Genomic DNA, 16,753 nt, shown 5'->3' with positions numbered 1-16,753 from the left:
CCATGCCCGGCGACCCCGGAGCAACATCAGCAAAGGACACCACGTGACCGCGTCCAACCTCGTCCCCGTCCCGATTCCCGACGGTGTGGCCGCCCTGATCGGGTCCTGCATGCCGCTCGGCGTGCTGCAGGCGGAGATCGAAGCCGAGTGTGCGGCGCGCGAGGCCATGCGGTTCCGGGCACCGTTCTGCAGCGAGGACCAGGCGGACCGGGAGCACGCCCTGGCCGTGCTGGCCCGGGCGAACAAGATCCTCGCCGCCTACAACCCGGGCCTGGTGGTCCGTCCGGGCGGACCGCGCCCGTAGGTGGACACCGCCGGCGCCGTGGCCGGACGGGGCGGGCCCCTGCCGCGCGGCACTGGCGGGAATCTGTTGACACCTGGCACTCCCGCCACTGTCAGGGGTCCGGCAGCCGCCGTTAGCGTCACTCCGTGACCAAGATCCTTCTTGTCGTCCACGTCCTGGCCGCGATCATCGCCGTGGGGCCGGTGGCCGTGGCGGCCAGCATGTTCCCCCCGACCGCCCGGCAGGTCATCGCCTCGCCCGAGGACGAGCGGGCCCGGGCCGTCCTCACGAACCTCCACCGCGTCTGCCGGGCGTACGCCCTCGTCGGCGTCACCGTCCCGGTCTTCGGGCTCGCCACCGCGGGGCAGCTCGGCGTGCTCGGGGACGCATGGCTGATCGTCTCGATGGTGCTCACCGCCGCGGCCGCCGCCGTCCTGGCGGCGCTGGTACTGCCCCGGCAGAGCGCGGTGCTGGAAGGTCCCGTGGTGATCGCCGACACCAAGCGGCTGGCGATGTACACGGGGATCTTCAACCTGCTGTGGGCGGTCGTCACCACGCTGATGATCGTGCGGCCGGGCTCGACGACGAGCGTCTGACACCGTTTCGGGGGTCTGCGCGGCAGCAGGACCGAGGGCCCACGGCAGAGACCGGGAAGCCTCGGGGAGCCGGGAAGCCGGGAAGCCTCGGGGTGCCGGAGAACCGGGGTGCCGGAGAGCCGAGGGAGCACCACCCGCCGCACGGCCGGAGAGCCGGGGGAGCCGCACCACCCGCCGCCCGGCCGGCTCGCGTTCGCGCCGCACGGCGACGGCACCCGCGCACCACCGTCCCGGGGGCGGGACCCGGCCGGACCGGCAACCGCCTTTCCGCGGGGGCGGATCGGGGCGCCGCGAACCCACGGGCCTCGGCCCGGCGTCGTCCCGGCTGCCGCAGTGGCGCGCCGGGCCCGGTGTGCACGGACCGCCCGCGGCACGCCGGGGCGCTCATTCCATGAAGGTGCCGTTCACGTACACCCAGGCGCCGTCGTGCCGCTCGAAGTGGCTGCGCTCGTGGAGCTGTCCGGGCTCCCCGCCCCGGGTGTAGCGGGCGACGAACGTGACCGTGCCGGTGGTGTGGAACATGCTGCCCTCGGTGGTGTCCCGGATCTCCAGACCGGTCCAGCGCATCGCGGGATCGAATTCCACACTGCTCGGCCGGTATTCCGGGTGCCAGGTGCGCAGCAGATAGGCCTCGTCACGGACGACGAAGGCGCAGTAGCGGGACCGCATCAGCAGTTCCGCGGACGGGGCGGCGGTCGCTCCGGTGTGGAACCTGCCGCAGCAGGCCCCGTACGCGGCGGGCAGTCCGCAGGGGCAGGGCGAGCCGTCGGTGACGGTGGGCTGCTGGGGGCGGGTGGTACGTCGGGCCATGGGGCCATTGTGTCCTGACCGGTGTCGCGCTGGGTGAATGGGCCCGCGCGGCGCTTCCGGGTCACGAGGGCCGACCGTATGCTCCTGCGCCGGATCTGACAGTTACCGTCGAGTAGGGGCTGGGCATGGATCGGTCGGGAACCACGTCGGGAGCGACCCGGCGCACCTTCATCGCGGGAGCCGCGGCGGCCGGCTCCGCGGCCGCCCTCGGCACAGGGGCTCCGGCCGCGTCGGCGGCGCCCCGCGCGCCACGGCCGTCCGTAGCCGTCCTGGGCGGCGGAGTCGCGGGCCTCACGGCCGCCCATGAACTGGCCGAACGGGGCTTACCCGTGACCGTCTACGAGCGCAGAGCCCTCGGCGGCAAGGCCCGGAGCATGGACGTGCCGGGCAGCGGCAGGGGCGGCCGGCGCCATCTGCCCGCCGAGCACGGATTCCGCTTCATCCCCGGCATCTACCACAACCTGCCGGACACGATGCGCCGCATCCCCTTCCCCGGCAACCGCAACGGCGTCTGGGACAACCTCGTCGCACCGCCGGAGATGTCCTTCGCCCGCACCGGCCGCGAGGACCTGCGCATCCCGCTGCCCTGGCCCGGCAACCGTCCGGCCGAGCTGACGCCCGACGAGATCCGCCGCGCCCTGGTCGCCTTCCTCGACACGGTCACCCACATCCCGCCCCACGAGACGGCGTACTTCGCGGGCCGCGGCCTGGTCTTCCTCACCAGCTGCGACGAACGGCGGAACGGCTCCTGGGAGCGCACACCGTGGTGGGACTTCATCCGGGCCGCGCGGATGTCGTACGACTACCAGCGCATCCTCGCCGTCGGGCTCACCCGCAACATCGTGGCGACCAAGGCCGAGGAGGCCAGCACCCGGACGGTCGCCACCCTGCTGGAGGCGTTCGTCTTCAACGCGCTGGGCCGCGGCGCGGACGGCCCGCTCGACCGCGTCCTCAACGCGCCCACGAACGAGGCGTGGATCGACCCCTGGGTCGCCCATCTGCGCTCGCTGGGTGTGGAGTTCAGGGTGGGCTGGACCTTGCGCGAGCTCGCGTACGGAGCCGGCCGCATCACCGGGGCGGTGCTGGAGGACCCGTCGGGGGCGCGCCGTACCGTCACCGCCGACCACTACGTCTCGGCGCTCCCCGTCGAACACGCCCGCCGCACCTGGGGCCCGGCGCTGCGCGCCGCCGATCCGCAGCTCGCGCGCTGCGACGCACTGCAGACCGACTGGATGACGGGCATCCAGTTCTATCTGACGGAGCGTGCTCCGCTGCTCCACGGCCATCTCAACTGCATCGACTCGCCGTGGTCCCTGACCGCGATCCAGCAGGCCGAGCACTGGCCGCACCGCGACTTCCCGCGCGACTACGGCGACGGCTCGGCCGTCGACTGCCTGTCCGTGGACGTCTCCGAGTGGGACCGGCCCGGCATCCTGTACGGGAAGACCGCCAAGCAGTGCACGCGCGAGCAGGTCGCCCGGGAGGTGTGGGCGCAGCTGAAGGCCGCGCTCAACGACACGGGGCGCACGGTGCTCAAGGACAGCGCCCTGCACTCGTGGTTCCTGGATCCGGGGGTCGACGGCCTCGGCACGCCCGAGCCCACCAACGACGACGAGCTGCTGATCCACCCGGTGGGGACCTTCCACAACCGCCCCACCGCGGCCACGGCCGTCCCCAATCTCCATCTCTCCGGCGACTACGTGTCCGTCGACATCGACCTGGCCACCATGGAGGGGGCCAACGCCTCCGCCCGCGCGGCCGTCAACGCCCTCCTGGACCGCATCGGTTCGCCCGCCGAACGCTGCACGATCAAGCCCCTGTTCCGCGCCCCGGAGCTGGAGCACCTGAAGCGCCACGACCGCACGCGCTACCGGCTGGGGCTGCGGAACCTGTTCGATCTGGGGTAGCGCTGCCCGGGACGCCTGGTGTGGTGGCGGGTCCGGGCCCGTCGGGTGCCGGCGCCCGGTGGGCACCGTTCACCCGGCCGCCAGCCGCCGGGCACGCGGTCGCCCGGGCGGCCGGCTGCCCGGCCCGCGCAGGTCACAGACCGGCGAGGAAGTCCCTGACGGCGGCCGCGTACTCCAGGGGGACCGTGTCGTGGACCGTGTGCCCCGCGTCGAGTTCCACGAGACGGGTCCGGGGCCGCCGCTCCACCATGGCCCTGGCGTGCCCGGCACCGAGGACGTCACTCCGGATGCCTCGGATCAGCAGCGTGGGGCAGTGACCGGCCAGCCAGTCGTCCCAGTGGTCGCCGTTGAGCTGCCGCTGGGAGGCGACCATGTCCTCGGGCGCGAAGGCGAGTCCCCACCCGTCGGGGTACTCACGGATGGCGTCCGTGAGGTACGGGGCCGACCCGGCCAGGCACCGGACGAGCGCCGCGCGGGTCGGCACGCGCTCCGGCCAGGACAGGCAGAAGGAGAGGTCGTCGTCGACCTCGACGCCGATGTCCTCCACGACGAGCGCCGTGACGAGACCCGGGTGCCGGGCGGCGAGCTGGTAGGCGTTGACCCCGCCGAGCGAGTGACCGAGGACCACGACGTCCTCCAGGCCGAGACGGGCGGCCAGCGCGGCGGCATCATCGACGTAGCCTTCGCGGGAGAAGTCCGCCGGACGGTCCGAATGGCCGTGGCCTCGCTGGTCGGGCGCGATGACCCGCCAGTCCGGGGCCAGTTCCCGGGCCAGCCGGGCGAACGTCCGCGCCTCCCCGAAGTGGCCGTGGAGGGCGAGCAGCGGCCGGCCCGTGCCTCCGTGGTCGAGGTAGGACAGGCGCCGTCCGCCGATGCGCACGGCGGAACGCGCCGGTTCCTCGGCGGTCGCGGCGGGCAGCGCGCCGAGGCGTTCGACCACGCGTGCGCGAAGTGCCCGATAGGCGTCCCCGCGTCGGAGCGGCCGGCCCGCGGGCCGCTCCACGACCCGGACGGGGGTGACCGTCTGCCCTCGCCGGAACTGCTCGCGGGTCAGATCGACTTCGAGACCGCCGGGGAGACGGTTCCACCAGTGGTGACCGTGCTGTTCGCCGTCGAGATGCACCTCGCCGAGGACAAGGTCGCCACCCAGCAGGTCGTGGACGACCAGCGCCGTGATGTCGCAGTGCCCCCAGGCCGGATTGCCGCTGGTCCAGGGGGTGCGCGCGAGGTCGTCGGGTGAGCAGGTCGCGGCGGACCAGCTCTGCCGCAGGGCCTGTTCGATGTCGGTGAGCAGCCACGTCGCCATGGCGCTCACTCTCGCAGGTGGCACCGACAGCCGGTCCCTGCCGCCCCGCACACCTCCGGCCCCGCGCCGGCGAACCAGCCCCGCCGAGCGCTCCGCGGACCCGGCAGCCGACGCGCAGGCCACCGTCCCGTCCTGCCCGTACGGCGACGTCGTCCAGGTACGGCCGGTCGGTGGAACGGAGCCGGACGGAGCGGGTGACGCCGCCGTGCCACCACTGGTCCTGGTCCTCGATGTGCGAGGCGTCGGGCCATTTGACGACGGAGAGCCACAGGGTGGGCGTCCCGCCGGGCCGGACGAGGTCCGTGATGCCGAGGTCGCTCGCCGGACGGGAGCCTTGCCGATGCCGACGGGCAGCCCGTCGGCATCGGCGATCACGACGCTCTCGGCCGCGCCGGCATGGAGAGGATCTGCGGCCCGCCCACTCGGCCGGGGTCGCGGCCTGCCGCTCGTACGCGCCCGTGGGGGTTGACCTCGGGCACGGACGGCGACGGGTGCGGGAACGGCATCCGGGCGGTGACAGCATTCAACGCTTTCCGACAGAATCCAACGGGCCGGCGGCGGGATCCGGACCGGTTCGCCGCCGGGTGGTTCTCGCGCGAACGCCGCCGAGGTGACAGCGTTGGGGCAGGAGACGACGGCAGAGGGCCGGAGCGCGCGGACGGACCGGAAGGGCCGTCGGGGGACGGCGCGCGGCACGGACGCACGGCGCGAGGAAGGTCGCGGGATGAGGCTGACGATTCTGGGCGGCGGGGGCTTCCGCGTACCGCTGGTGTACGGCGCGCTCCTGGGCGATCACGACGAGGGCCGTGTCACCCGGGTCACCCTGCACGACGTCGACTCCGCGCGGCTCCGCGCCGTCGCCACCGTCCTCGCCGAACAGGCCGCCGGAGTGCCGGACGCACCCGTCGTCGAGGTCACCACCGATCTCGACGAGGCCCTGCGCGGCGCCGACTTCGTGTTCTCCGCGATCCGGGTCGGCGGGCTGGAGGGGCGCGCGGCGGACGAACGGGTGGCGCTCGCCGAGGGCGTGCTGGGCCAGGAGACCGTCGGTGCCGGGGGCGTCGCGTACGGTCTGCGGACCGTGCCGGTCGCGACGGACATCGCCCGCAGGGTCGCCGCGCTGGCGCCGGACGCGTGGGTCATCAACTTCACCAACCCGGCCGGGCTCGTCACCGAGGCGATGTCCCGGGTTCTCGGGGACCGGGTCATCGGGATCTGCGACTCACCGGTCGGGCTCGGCCGGCGCGTGGCGCGGGCGCTCGGCGCCGACCCGGGCCGGGTGTGGCCGGACTACGTCGGCCTCAACCACCTGGGCTGGCTGCGCGGACTGCGGGTGGCCGGGCGGGACGAGCTGCCGCGGCTCCTCGCCGACCCGGAGGCGCTCGGCTCGCTCGAGGAGGGCCGGCTGTTCGGTGCCGACTGGCTGCGCTCGCTCGGCGCGATCCCCAACGAGTACCTGCACTACTACTACTTCAACCGCGAGACCGTGCACGCGTACCGGCAGGCCGGGCGCACCCGCGGCGTCTTCCTCCGCGACCAGCAGGCCGGCTTCTACGCCGAACCGTCCCTGAAGCGCTGGGAGTCCACCCTCGCCGAGCGCGAGGCCACGTACATGGCCGACAACCGCGCGGCGTCCGGCGCGGGTGAACGGGCCGACGAGGACCTGGAGTCGGGCGGGTACGAGAAGGTCGCGCTGGCCCTCATGCGCGCGGTCGCCCGCGACGAGCGCGCCACGCTGATCCTCAACGTCCGCAACCGCACCACCCTTTCCGTGCTCGACGCCGACGCCGTGATCGAGGTGCCCTGCCTGGTGGACGCCAACGGCGCCCACCCGTACGCCGTCGACCCGCTGCCGGGTCACGCCACCGGTCTGGTCACCGCGGTGAAGGCCGTCGAACGGGAGGTCATGACGGCCGCGGAGAGCGGGTCCCGGGCCGCCGCCGTGCGGGCCTTCGCCCTGCACCCCCTGGTCGACTCCGTCAGCGTCGCCCGCCGGCTGCTGGACGGGTACACCACCGCACACCCCGGTCTCGCCCATCTCAACCGGAAGTAGGTGCTCGGAGATGCACGACGAACGGCACAGGATCGAGCAGCGCGTCGCGCGCGTGCTGGAGCAGCGCATCCGGCCGGTGATCCACGCGGACTCCGTGCCGCTGACCGTGGCGGCCTGGCAGGTGCCGGACGAGCCGGTGCCGTTCGAGGAGGCGCGGGAAGCCGCGTACGAGCCGTTCGCCATGGGCACCGCGTGGGGTCCGCCGTGGGGCACCACCTGGTTCCGGGCCGCCGGCGAGGTGCCCGCCGCCTGGGCGGGCCGCCGGGTGGAGGCCTGGTTCGACCTGGGGTTCACCAGCGGCTGGCCCGGCAACCAGGCCGAGGCGCTCGTCCACCTCCCGGACGGCACCCCCGTGAAGGCCGTCAACCCGCAGAACCAGTACGTGCCGATCGCCTCCCCGGCGGCGGGCGGCGAACCGGTGGCCTTCCTGATCGAGGCAGCCTCCAACCCCGACATCCTCAAGGACCGCTTCCGCTCCCCCACCCCGATGGGCGACAAGCGCACCGCGGGCAGCACGCCGCTCCACACCTTCGCGCGGGCCGATCTCGCCGTCCTCGACGAGGACGTCTGGCACCTGTCGCTCGACATGCAGGTACTGCAGGAGCTGATGCTGGAGCTCGACGTGCACGAGCCGCGCCGCCACGAGATCATGTACACCCTGGAGCGGGCGCTGGACGTGCTCGACCTCGACGACGTACCGGGGACGGCGGCCGCGGCCCGGGACGTCCTCGCCGAGTCCCTCGCACGGCCTGCCCACGCGAGCGCGCACACCCTGTCGGCGGTGGGGCACGCCCACATCGACAGCGCCTGGTTGTGGCCCATCCGGGAGACCAAGCGGAAGGCGGCCCGGACGTTCTCCAACGTCACCTCGCTCGCGAAGGAGTACCCCGAGTTCGTCTTCGCCTGCTCGCAGGCGCAGCAGTACGCATGGGTGCGGGACAACCACCCGCAGGTGTGGGCGGGCATCAAGGAGGCCGTGGCGAACGGCCAGTGGGCACCCGTCGGCGGAATGTGGGTGGAGGCCGACGGCAATCTGCCCGGCGGCGAGGCGCTGGCCCGGCAGCTCGTGCACGGCAAGCGCTTCTTCCTCGACGAGCTCGGCGTCGAGACGCACGGGGTGTGGCTGCCGGACTCGTTCGGCTACACGGCGGCCTATCCGCAGCTCGCCAGGCTCGCGGGGATGGACTGGTTCCTGACGCAGAAGCTGTCCTGGAACCAGACCAACCAGCTGCCCCACCACTCCTTCTGGTGGGAAGGCATCGACGGCTCGCGGATCTTCACCCACTTCCCGCCCGTCGACACCTACAACGCGGTCTTCTCGGGGCGGGAGATGGCCCACGCGGTGCGCAACTACCGGGACAAGGGGCGCGGCACGCGGTCGCTGGCGCCGTTCGGGCACGGCGACGGCGGCGGCGGACCCAACCGGGAGATGCTGGAGCGGGCCCGCCGGCTGGCCGACCTGGAGGGCTCGGCGAAGGTCGTCGTCGAGCACCCGGACGCCTTCTTCGCGGCGGCGCGGGCGGAGTACGCCGGCCACGCCGACGCCCCCGTGTGGTCGGGCGAGCTGTATCTGGAGCTGCACCGCGCCACGTACACCTCCCAGGCCCGCACCAAGCAGGGCAACCGGCGCAGTGAACACGCGCTGCGCGAGGCGGAGTTGTGGGCGACGGCGGCCGCCCTGCACGTGCCCGGTTACGCCTATCCGCACGCGGAGCTGGACCGGCTGTGGAAGACGGTGCTGCTGCACCAGTTCCACGACATCCTCCCGGGCTCGTCGATCGCCTGGGTCCACCGGGAGGCCGAGGCGGAGTACGCCAGGGTCGCCAGGGAGCTGGAGGCGCTGACCGCACAGGCCCTGGAGGCGGTGAGCGGCGCCGGTCCGGTCGAGGCGTGGGTGTACAACGCGGGGCCCCGCGACCGGGCCGAGGTGGTGCGGGTGCCGTCCATGCTGGCCGACGTCCTCGACCCGGCGCTGCCGAGGCTGGCGGACGGCTCCGCCGCGGTCGCCGTGGAGGTCCCGGCCTCCGGATCGGCCCGGATCTCACCGCGGGCCCCGGTCCCGGCGCAGCCGCCGGTGAAGGTGACCAACCGCGCCCTGGACAACGGGCTCGTACGGGTCGAGTTCGCCGACGACGGCACGTTCACCTCCGTACGCGACCTGGTCGCCGGACGCGAGGTGCTGGCCCCTGGCGGCAAGGGCAATCTGCTGCGGCTGCACAGCGACCTGCCGAACTACTGGGACGCCTGGGACATCGACAAGCACTACCTGCGCCGCTGGACCGATCTGCTGGACGGGGCGACGATCAGGATCGCCGACGACAGCCCGCTGCTGGGCGCGCTGCGCGTGGAACGCACCTTCGGCAGGGGCTCGCGGATCGTGCAGACCGTCACCCTGCGCGCCGGCAGCCGGCGCGTGGACATCGACACCGAGATGGACTGGCACGAGGCGGAGAAGATCCTCAAGGCCGGTTTCCCCGTCGATGTGCACGCGGAGCGCTCCACCGCCGAGATCCAGTTCGGCCACGTCCACCGGCCCACCCACACCAACACCAGCTGGGAGGCGGCCCGTTTCGAGGTCTACGCCCATCGCTGGGTGCACATCGGCGAGAACGGCTACGGCGTAGCGGTCGTCAACGACTCGACGTACGGGCACGACGTGAGCCGTACGACGCGCGAGGAGGACGGCGGCACGACCACGACCGTCCGGCTGAGCCTGGTCCGAGCGCCCCGCATCCCGGATCCCGAGGCCGACCAGGGCGCGCACCGCTTCACCTACGCGCTGCTGCCCGGAGCGACGGTCGAGGACGCCATCGCGGAGGGATACGCGCTGAATCTGCCGCTCCGGGTCGGCCCGGGCGGAGCCGACGTGCCGCCGGTGGTTGCGACGGACGGCCCCGCGGTCGTGGTCGAGGCCGTGAAGCTCGCCGACGACGGCTCGGGTGATGTCGTCGTCCGGCTCTACGAGTCGCTCGGGGGACGTGCGGCGACGGTGCTGCGCACGGGCTTCCCGGCGACGGGCGCGGTCCTCACGGACCTGCTGGAGCGGCCGCTGGACGGGCCGCCGCTCGCGGTGGAGGAAGGCGGAGTGCCGCTGGCGCTGCGGCCGTTCCAGATCGTGACGGTGCGGCTGAGGCGCTGAGGGCGTGGTTGCGGTTGCGGTTGCGGTCGGAGCGTCTGGCGGGCACGGGGCGGTGGGGGCCGCGTGCCGGTCGGCCGGCACGAGGGCCCGCGGGTCGGTCCGCGGGGCGTCCTGCGTGTCGGGCGCGGGGGCGGGGGCCGCTCCGGGGTTGACTCACCGCATGAACAGCGCGGCACTGCTGGAAGACGCCTTCGGACGGATCAGGGAGACGGTGCACGAGGCGGTGGAGGGGTGCGCACCGGACCTCCTCCACGCCCGCGTCGCCCCCGGTGCGAACACCATCGCGTGGCTGGTGTGGCACCTCACCCGGGTCCAGGACGACCATGTGGCGGACGCTGCGGGACGGGAGCAGGTGTGGCTCTCCCAGGACTGGGCGGGCCGCTTCGGACTGCCGTTCCCCCCGGACGCGACCGGCTACGGCCACACGCGGGCCCAGGTGGCGAAGGTGCGGGTGGAGTCCCCCGACCTGCTGCTGGGCTACCACGACGCCGTGCACGAGGAGACGGTGGCGTTCGTGAGAGGCCTGACGAACGCCGCCCTCGGCCGGATCGTCGACGAGTCGTGGTCCCCGCCGGTGACCCTGGGCGTCCGGCTGGTGAGCGTCATCTCCGACGACCTCCAGCACGCGGGGCAGGCGGCGTTCGTACGGGGGTCGCTGGAGCAGGGGTGAGCGGGCCGGGGCGCCGAAGCCCGTGCGGGCCGGGGCCAGTGGCCGGGTCGTGGGAGGCGGGTCCCGGCGGCCGGGCCCGGGCGGGTTCGCGGGCCCGGGCGGGGACGCGGGGCCTGTTCGGGATCGCGGGGCCGGGCGAGCCGGGGGTCGGGGCCCTCCACCGGTGCGGGCCCCGACACGCGCGCCGGCCGGAAACAGGGGGCCGGGCCACGCCGGCCGTGGGCCACGGGTGACCATGGTGAGCATGACCTCCGCAAGTGACGCCCCGCGGCCCGTGCCGCTCGGTACCTGGCCGACCCCGCTCGAACCCCTGCCCGGGCTCGCCCGTGCGATCGGCCTGGGCGCGGACGATCTGTGGATCAAACGCGACGACCTCACGGGCCTGGGCGGCGGCGGGAACAAGATCCGCAAGCTCGAGTGGCTCTGCGGGCAGGCCGTGGCCGCGGGCGCCACGCACCTGGTGACCACGGGCGCACCGCAGAGCAACCACGCCCGGCTGACCGCGGCCGCCGGCGCCCGCCTGGGGCTGGAGGTCGTCCTGGTGCTCGCGGGCACCCGGGACGCGTCGGCCGGCGGAAACCTCGCGCTGGACGGGTTGTTCGGAGCCGGCGTCGTATGGGCCGGTGACGTCCGCGGAGAAGCGCTCGCCGCCGCGGCCCGGGTGGTGACCGAGCGGCTGCGGGCCGACGGCGCCGTCCCCGAGCTGATCCCGTTCGGCGGCTCCAGCGTCCTCGGTGCACGCGGCTACGCGGCGTGCGGACGCGAACTCCTCGCCCAGGCGCCCGACCTGAGCACCGTGGTGGTGGCTCTCGGTTCCGGAGCCACCATGGCGGGACTCGTGGACGCGCTCGGCCCGGACCGCGTCCTCGGGGTCCACTGCGGCGCGGTCCCCGACCCCTCCGGGACGGTGTCCGCGTTCGCCTCCGGCCTGGCGGGCGACGACGTGGCCGCGAAGGCCCTGCGCGTGCGGCTCGACCAGGTCGGCGCGGGCTACGGCGCGCTGACCGACCCGGTGCTGGCCGCCCTGAAGCTCACGGCCCGCACCGAGGGCGTCGTCCTCGACCCGGTCTACACCGGCCGGGCCATGGCCGGTCTGATCGCGGCCGTGCAGGACGGCGACATCGTCCCCGGCGACCGTACGGTCTTCCTCCACACCGGCGGCCTGCCGGGCCTCTTCGGCCACCCGGCGGCACTGGCGGCGGCCGAGGCGGGACTGTCGGCGGGGTCCGCTGCGCCGTAGGGCGCCGGGAAGCGGCGTGGCCGGGACCCCGCTCGAATGCGCTGGCCCGGCTGCGGCATCACGCCTGACGGCGGTCCTCGCGACGCGGGGTCCGGCCACCGCGGGAGGCGCGCCACTCCCGTGTCTCCCGGAGCTCGGCCCTCACCCGGCGGGCGAACGCGCACAGTCCCCGCACCACGAGGACGTTCACCAGCGCCGCGGCGGTGAGGGCGGGCATCGGGCCGAAGGGATCGGGAGCGATGTCGGCGACGACGTCCGCACCGGTGGCGGTCGCCCCGGGGATCGTCGCCGCGGCGAGGAACAGCAGGAGCACGACGGTGTGTCCCGGCAGGGTGAGGCACTGCAGTACGGCGATCGTCGCGTCGTCCGGCGTGCCTCTCAGGCCGTGGACGAAGCCGGCCGCGGCCACCAGGCCCAGCGAGCGCCGTCGTACGAGCGCCCGTGCGGGTGTGCGGCATTCCCATGGCGGCATTCTGCCGCATCGAATTGAACATGTTCAACACAGCCCCCTCGGCTCATGACCGGGGGCGGTTTCGCGTCATTCACCGACCGCGGCCGACCCACCCTCCACCGGCCCGCGAGCAGCCACTGAACCGAAACACCCGCCACACCGGACACTGGGGTATCGACCGGCCTTCACCGTCGGCGCCGCTTTGCGCGGACAAACACGTACGGCGGGTCCACAAGGAGTCTCGCACTCCGTTCCGCGTTCGGAATGCGCACACCGCATACCGGAGATCGCGATTCCGCACCGTCGCGACGGACGCGCGGTGCGCCGATGCGAAGCGGAGGTGCGGAAGCCGCCGTTCAGGACGGCACTCCGTGTCCGGTGACCGGTTGGCGGGCACCACGGCGCACGTAAGCCGCGAAAGCGCCACCCACCCCCGTACAGCCATGGCCGACGGCCGATTTGCGACAGATTCGGTCAGCGTCCAAGTCCTTGCGGCCGCCGAATCGGCGTGACTAGGCTCCGCTCGATTTCATTTCCCGCACATTTCCTGCACATTTGTGCGCTCTTTGCGAGCGCGGAAGCGCGCCGGCCATGTGCGTGACGGTAGGGCCGCACGGCCCGAGGGGGGCAGGGCATGGCACGTCCTTCGTCTTCCGGCGACGCCGACGGCGTGGGCTTACGCGGCGCGCGGGACGGGCACGTCCGCCCGGTCCCCGACGCCCGGACCGCCGGCCCGGACGCACCCGCCGCCGAAGCGGGCCGGCACGGCGCCCCGCGCGACGTCCGCCTGTTGTGGTGGTCCAACACCGCAGACGCCCTCGGCACCCAGATGTCGGGCGTCGCCTTCCCCCTGCTGCTCCTCGGACTCGGTCACCCCCCGACGACGGTCGGGCTCCTCGCGGGCGCGGGCATGCTCGTCACCCTGGTGTGCGGCCCCGTCGTGGCCGTGGCGGCGGACCGGGGACTGCGCAAACCCGTGATGGCCGGCTCGGCCGTCGTGGCCGCGGCGGCCATGGGAGCGGTGGCCCTCTCCGTGGCGGACGGGCGGCCGCCGTTCGCCCTGCTGCTCGGCGCGCTGCTGGTGGAGCGCACGGCCACCGCGTGCTTCGAGGCCGCCGCCCGCGGGACCGTCGCGCTCGTCGCCGCGCCCCGGGAGGTGCCGCGCGTCGTGGCCGGACTGGAGGCCGGCGACCGCGCCGCGCTCGTGGCCGGCCCCCTTCTCGGCGGGGTGCTGTACCAGCTCGCCCGGCCCCTGCCCTTCGCCGCCGACGCGGTGTCGTACGTGGTGACGGCCCTGTGCGTCCGGTCCATGCGCTCCGATCTGCGGGCGGGCTCCCCCGCGACCGCGGCCGCGCCGGACGGCGCACCGGGGGTCGTGCCCGCACCGTCGGGGGATCCGGCGGCCGTTCACGCCGCGTCCCCGACGGACCCGTGCCCGTTGGAGCCCTCGCCGTCGCGCCTGTTCCCGTCGCCCCCGTCCCCGTCGGACCCCTCTCCGCCCCGGCGGCCCGGCGACCCGGCCGCCGTTCCCACCCCGTCCCCGCCGGACCCGGCCGGGTCCCCGGGGAAGCGCCCGACCCCGCTGGGGGCGCTGGGTTCGTACGCCCGCGAGACCCTTGCCGGTCTGGCCCTGGTGCGTTCGGCACCCCGCCTCCGTCTTGTCCTCGTCTGGACCACGACGGTCAACGCGGCGCTGGCGGCCCTGTACTTCTCCGCGCTCTTCGCGCTCCAGGACGACGGCGGGCCGGTCGCGATGGGGCTGGTGCTGGCCGTGTCCGGCGGCGCCGGGCTGGCCGGTGCCCTCGCCGCGCCCGCCGTCGTACGCCGCGCGGGTGCCGCGCACACGCTGGTGGCCGTGACCTGGCTGACGGTGCCGCCCGCCGCGGGCCTCGCCCTGACGGACTCTCCGTGGGGCCTCGGGCTGTGCTTCGGGGCGTTCTGCCTGCTGCTCGCCCCGGCCACCGTGGTCGTCCAGTCCGCCGCGATCGCCGAGACCCCGCACCGTCTCCAGGCGAGGACCGGCGCGTTGCTGGCCACGGCCGTGGTGGGGGCGGGCGCCGGTGCACCGGTGGTCGCCGGGGCGCTCACCACGCACGCCGGCCCCGCGGCGACCCCGGCGGTCTGTGCCCTGGCGCTGATGTTCCTCGCCCTGTTCACCGGTCTGCGGGCCGGACGTCTGCGCCCCGGAGGCCGACCGTGACCCGCCCCTTCGCAGCCGAGGACCGGCGCCGCCCCGACCGGGACCCCGCGCCCGCGGCCCCCGACGGAGCCGGCGGACGCCCCGGCCCCCGATTCCGGACCTATCGCGCCGAACTCCCGGACGTCTGCCCCGCCGACCCCACGCGGATGACGTTCACCGCCGACGCCGAAGGACGCTGCCAGGTGTTCACCTGGGACGCGACGACGGGTCGGGCGCGGCAGGTGACGGTCCGTCCGGGCGGCACGCTGCACTGCGCCATCGACCACGACGCGCGGGTGTGGTGGTTCGACGAGGACGCCGACGGCCGCGGCCAGTGGCGGTTCCGTCCCTTCGACGGCGGCGAGGACCGGCCGGGGCTGGAGGGCGTTCCCGACGGCGCGCCGCGCGGACTCGCCCTCACCCCGGCCGGCACGGTCGCCGTCGCCACGGCCACGGACCGCGGCACCACCGTCCACATCGGCCCGCGCGGCGGCCGGGCACGTACCGTGGGCCGGATCGAGGGCCATGCCGTGCTGGTGGGGATCTCGCCGGACGGGCGGTGCCTCGCCGTCGGCGGACCGGCAGGCTCCGAGCGCGCGGTGACCGTGCTGTCCCCGGACGGCACGGTTCGGGCGGTGCTCCGCGGCGGCCCGGACGGCGGGCACCTGTGGGCGCTCGGCTTCCGGCCGCCGCGGGGCGCCGACTCCGACCACCCCGACCACCCCGACGCCACCGACAGCACCGACAGCACCGACAGCACCGACAGCACCGACGACAGCGGTACCCGCGTCGGACCCGGGGACGGCGACTCCGAGTTGCTGCTCGTGAGGCAGCACCGGGACCGCTACGTCCTCGCCGTCTGGCGCCCCGTCTCGGGACTGAGCACCTGGGAGTGGTGCGCCTTCGACACGGAGATCACCGCCTCCTGGTACCCGGACCGCGACGCCGTGCTGATCCGGCAGGAACGCCACGGCCGCAGCCTGCTCCACCGCGCCGATCCGGTCCGGCGCTCGGTCGCCCTCGTGCCGACTCCGCCCGGAACCCTGCTGGCCGCCGCCGCTCGGCCCGGCGGGGACGTGCACTACCTCTGGACGTCGGCCGCCCACCCGCCGCGCATGGTGTCGACCGCGGGCACCCTTCTGCCGCCGCTCGGCACCGTCGAGGGGACCGTGCCGGGCGACCACCGCGAGGTGTGGACCCCGGGTCCGGACGGTCCGGTGCACAGCCTGCTCGCTCTGCCGGACGATCCGGTCCCTGCCCCGGCGGTGTTCCTGGTGCACGGCGGTCCGGCGGACCACGACCGGGACGCCTACGACGGTGTCGTGCACTCCCTGGTGGCCTCGGGGTTCGCGGTCGTGCGCGTCAACTACCGCGGGTCGACCGGCTACGGGCCGCGCTGGCGCCACGCCTACCCGGACGGCGTGGGCCTGACCCAGGTGCGGGACCTCGCCTCCGTACGGGCCGACCTGGTACGCCGCGGCCTGGTACGGGCCGACGCCACCGCCCTGTGGGGCAGTTCGTGGGGCGGCTATCTGGCGCTGCTCGCGGCCGGTGTCGACCCGGCCCCGTGGCGGGCCGTCGTCGCGGTGAAGCCGGTGGCCGACTGCGCTGCCGCCCACCGCGCCGGCACGCCCGCGCTCCGCGCCCTCGACGAGCGGCTGTTCGGGGGCACGCCCGACACGGTGCCCGAGGCGTACGCCCGCAGCTCCCCCGTGCGCCATGTGTCCCGCGTACGGGCCCCGCTGCTGGTCGTCGCCGCCGAGCGCGACGACAAGTGCCCGCCCGCGCAGGTGCGCGACTATCTGCGGGCCCTCGCCGGCGCCGGTGTGCGGCACGAGGCCATGTGGCTCGACACGGGCCACGACGGCTACGACGGCCGCGACCACGTCGCCGTACTGCGCCGCGCCATCGGTTTCCTGGACCGCGAGCTGCGCCGCTCCGGCCGGCCGGGCTCCCGCGCCCCGGACCGGCCGGCCGGGCACACCTAGACGTCCCGCTCCGACCGGAGGGGGATCCCGGCCCGCGGCCGACAGCGGCGGCGGGCACCGGGACAGGCACCACCTCAGCGCACCACAGAGAGGAGGACACCGTGCAGAAGGACGTCATCAACAACGACCCG

General features: G+C 74.6%; 12 protein-coding genes and 1 pseudogene. 9 read left to right on the top strand and 4 right to left on the bottom strand.

The genetic code is table 11. The features are described from left to right. The first annotated feature begins 43 nt into the window (after window positions 1-43). Both QRN89_RS30825 and QRN89_RS30820 read left to right on the top strand, forming a co-directional pair. Entirely contained in the window at window positions 44-304 is a 261-nt protein-coding gene (locus QRN89_RS30825) for a hypothetical protein (protein WP_290352696.1), read from the top strand. A 125-nt stretch (window positions 305-429) separates the two neighbouring features. Continuing rightward, window positions 430-879: a hypothetical protein gene (locus tag QRN89_RS30820; protein ID WP_290352695.1), complete on the top strand. Its 450-nt coding sequence runs from the start codon at window positions 430-432 to the stop codon at window positions 877-879. Window positions 880-1,263: 384 nt separating this feature from the next. Here QRN89_RS30820 and QRN89_RS30815 read toward each other — a convergent pair whose 3' ends face one another. After that, on the bottom strand, window positions 1,264-1,689 hold the full coding sequence (locus QRN89_RS30815) for a YchJ family protein (protein ID WP_290352694.1): 426 nt from the start codon (window positions 1,687-1,689) through the stop codon (window positions 1,264-1,266). A 125-nt stretch (window positions 1,690-1,814) separates the two neighbouring features. Here QRN89_RS30815 and QRN89_RS30810 point away from each other — a divergent pair, with 125 nt between their 5' ends. Next, a complete protein-coding gene (locus QRN89_RS30810) occupies window positions 1,815-3,596 on the top strand; it encodes a hydroxysqualene dehydroxylase (RefSeq protein ID WP_290352693.1) in 1,782 nt (593 codons plus the stop codon). 133 nt (window positions 3,597-3,729) lie between these two features. Here QRN89_RS30810 and QRN89_RS30805 read toward each other — a convergent pair whose 3' ends face one another. Together QRN89_RS30805 and QRN89_RS35970 are read right to left on the bottom strand one after the other, a co-directional pair. Continuing rightward, window positions 3,730-4,902: an alpha/beta fold hydrolase gene (locus tag QRN89_RS30805; protein WP_356948672.1), complete on the bottom strand. Its 1,173-nt coding sequence runs from the start codon at window positions 4,900-4,902 to the stop codon at window positions 3,730-3,732. 235 nt (window positions 4,903-5,137) lie between these two features. Further along, a pseudogene (locus QRN89_RS35970) lies at window positions 5,138-5,425 on the bottom strand (hypothetical protein); the annotation flags it as partial. Between the two features lie 201 nt (window positions 5,426-5,626). Between QRN89_RS35970 and QRN89_RS30795 the strand changes: the two are divergent. From QRN89_RS30795 to QRN89_RS30780, 4 genes are all read left to right on the top strand, one after another. Next, window positions 5,627-6,955, top strand: coding sequence for a 6-phospho-beta-glucosidase (locus QRN89_RS30795; RefSeq protein ID WP_290352692.1), 1,329 nt, complete (start codon window positions 5,627-5,629; stop codon window positions 6,953-6,955). A 10-nt stretch (window positions 6,956-6,965) separates the two neighbouring features. Beyond that, entirely contained in the window at window positions 6,966-10,094 is a 3,129-nt protein-coding gene (locus QRN89_RS30790) for an alpha-mannosidase (protein WP_290352691.1), read from the top strand. A 160-nt stretch (window positions 10,095-10,254) separates the two neighbouring features. Continuing rightward, complete coding sequence (locus tag QRN89_RS30785; protein WP_290352690.1) at window positions 10,255-10,764, top strand: mycothiol transferase; 510 nt, start codon at window positions 10,255-10,257, stop codon at window positions 10,762-10,764. Window positions 10,765-11,008: 244 nt separating this feature from the next. Next, window positions 11,009-12,004 carry a D-cysteine desulfhydrase family protein gene (locus QRN89_RS30780; RefSeq protein ID WP_290352689.1) on the top strand — a complete coding sequence of 332 codons (996 nt, stop codon included), beginning with the start codon at window positions 11,009-11,011 and terminating at the stop codon, window positions 12,002-12,004. A gap of 58 nt (window positions 12,005-12,062) precedes the next feature. Here the strand turns inward: QRN89_RS30780 and QRN89_RS30775 are convergent, their stop codons facing one another. Next, entirely contained in the window at window positions 12,063-12,476 is a 414-nt protein-coding gene (locus tag QRN89_RS30775) for a low molecular weight phosphatase family protein (protein ID WP_290352688.1), read from the bottom strand. Between the two features lie 613 nt (window positions 12,477-13,089). Here QRN89_RS30775 and QRN89_RS30770 point away from each other — a divergent pair. Continuing rightward, a complete protein-coding gene (locus QRN89_RS30770) occupies window positions 13,090-14,655 on the top strand; it encodes an MFS transporter (RefSeq protein ID WP_290352687.1) in 1,566 nt (521 codons plus the stop codon). After that, on the top strand, window positions 14,652-16,622 hold the full coding sequence (locus QRN89_RS30765) for a S9 family peptidase (RefSeq protein ID WP_290352686.1): 1,971 nt from the start codon (window positions 14,652-14,654) through the stop codon (window positions 16,620-16,622). Before QRN89_RS30770 ends, QRN89_RS30765 begins: the two co-directional genes overlap by 4 nt. Window positions 16,623-16,753: the final 131 nt, after the last annotated feature.

Source organism: Streptomyces sp. HUAS CB01 (assembly GCF_030406905.1).
GTDB classification, from domain to species: Bacteria; Actinomycetota; Actinomycetes; order Streptomycetales; family Streptomycetaceae; genus Streptomyces; species Streptomyces chengbuensis.
Note: the sequence above shows the minus strand (reverse complement) of the source record. Positions and strands in the feature narration are given on the sequence as shown.

What these genes read in the sequence shown, in the direction of transcription:
- QRN89_RS30815 (WP_290352694.1), bottom strand. Translation starts at nt 1,689, where the DNA reads ATGGCCCGACGTACCACCCGCCCCCAGCAGCCCACCGTCACCGACGGC.
- QRN89_RS30810 (WP_290352693.1), top strand. Translation starts at nt 1,815, where the DNA reads ATGGATCGGTCGGGAACCACGTCGGGAGCGACCCGGCGCACCTTCATC.
- QRN89_RS30805 (WP_356948672.1), bottom strand. Translation starts at nt 4,902, where the DNA reads ATGGCGACGTGGCTGCTCACCGACATCGAACAGGCCCTGCGGCAGAGC.
- QRN89_RS30795 (WP_290352692.1), top strand. Translation starts at nt 5,627, where the DNA reads ATGAGGCTGACGATTCTGGGCGGCGGGGGCTTCCGCGTACCGCTGGTG.
- QRN89_RS30790 (WP_290352691.1), top strand. Translation starts at nt 6,966, where the DNA reads ATGCACGACGAACGGCACAGGATCGAGCAGCGCGTCGCGCGCGTGCTG.
- QRN89_RS30785 (WP_290352690.1), top strand. Translation starts at nt 10,255, where the DNA reads ATGAACAGCGCGGCACTGCTGGAAGACGCCTTCGGACGGATCAGGGAG.
- QRN89_RS30780 (WP_290352689.1), top strand. Translation starts at nt 11,009, where the DNA reads ATGACCTCCGCAAGTGACGCCCCGCGGCCCGTGCCGCTCGGTACCTGG.
- QRN89_RS30775 (WP_290352688.1), bottom strand. Translation starts at nt 12,476, where the DNA reads ATGCCGCCATGGGAATGCCGCACACCCGCACGGGCGCTCGTACGACGG.
- QRN89_RS30770 (WP_290352687.1), top strand. Translation starts at nt 13,090, where the DNA reads ATGGCACGTCCTTCGTCTTCCGGCGACGCCGACGGCGTGGGCTTACGC.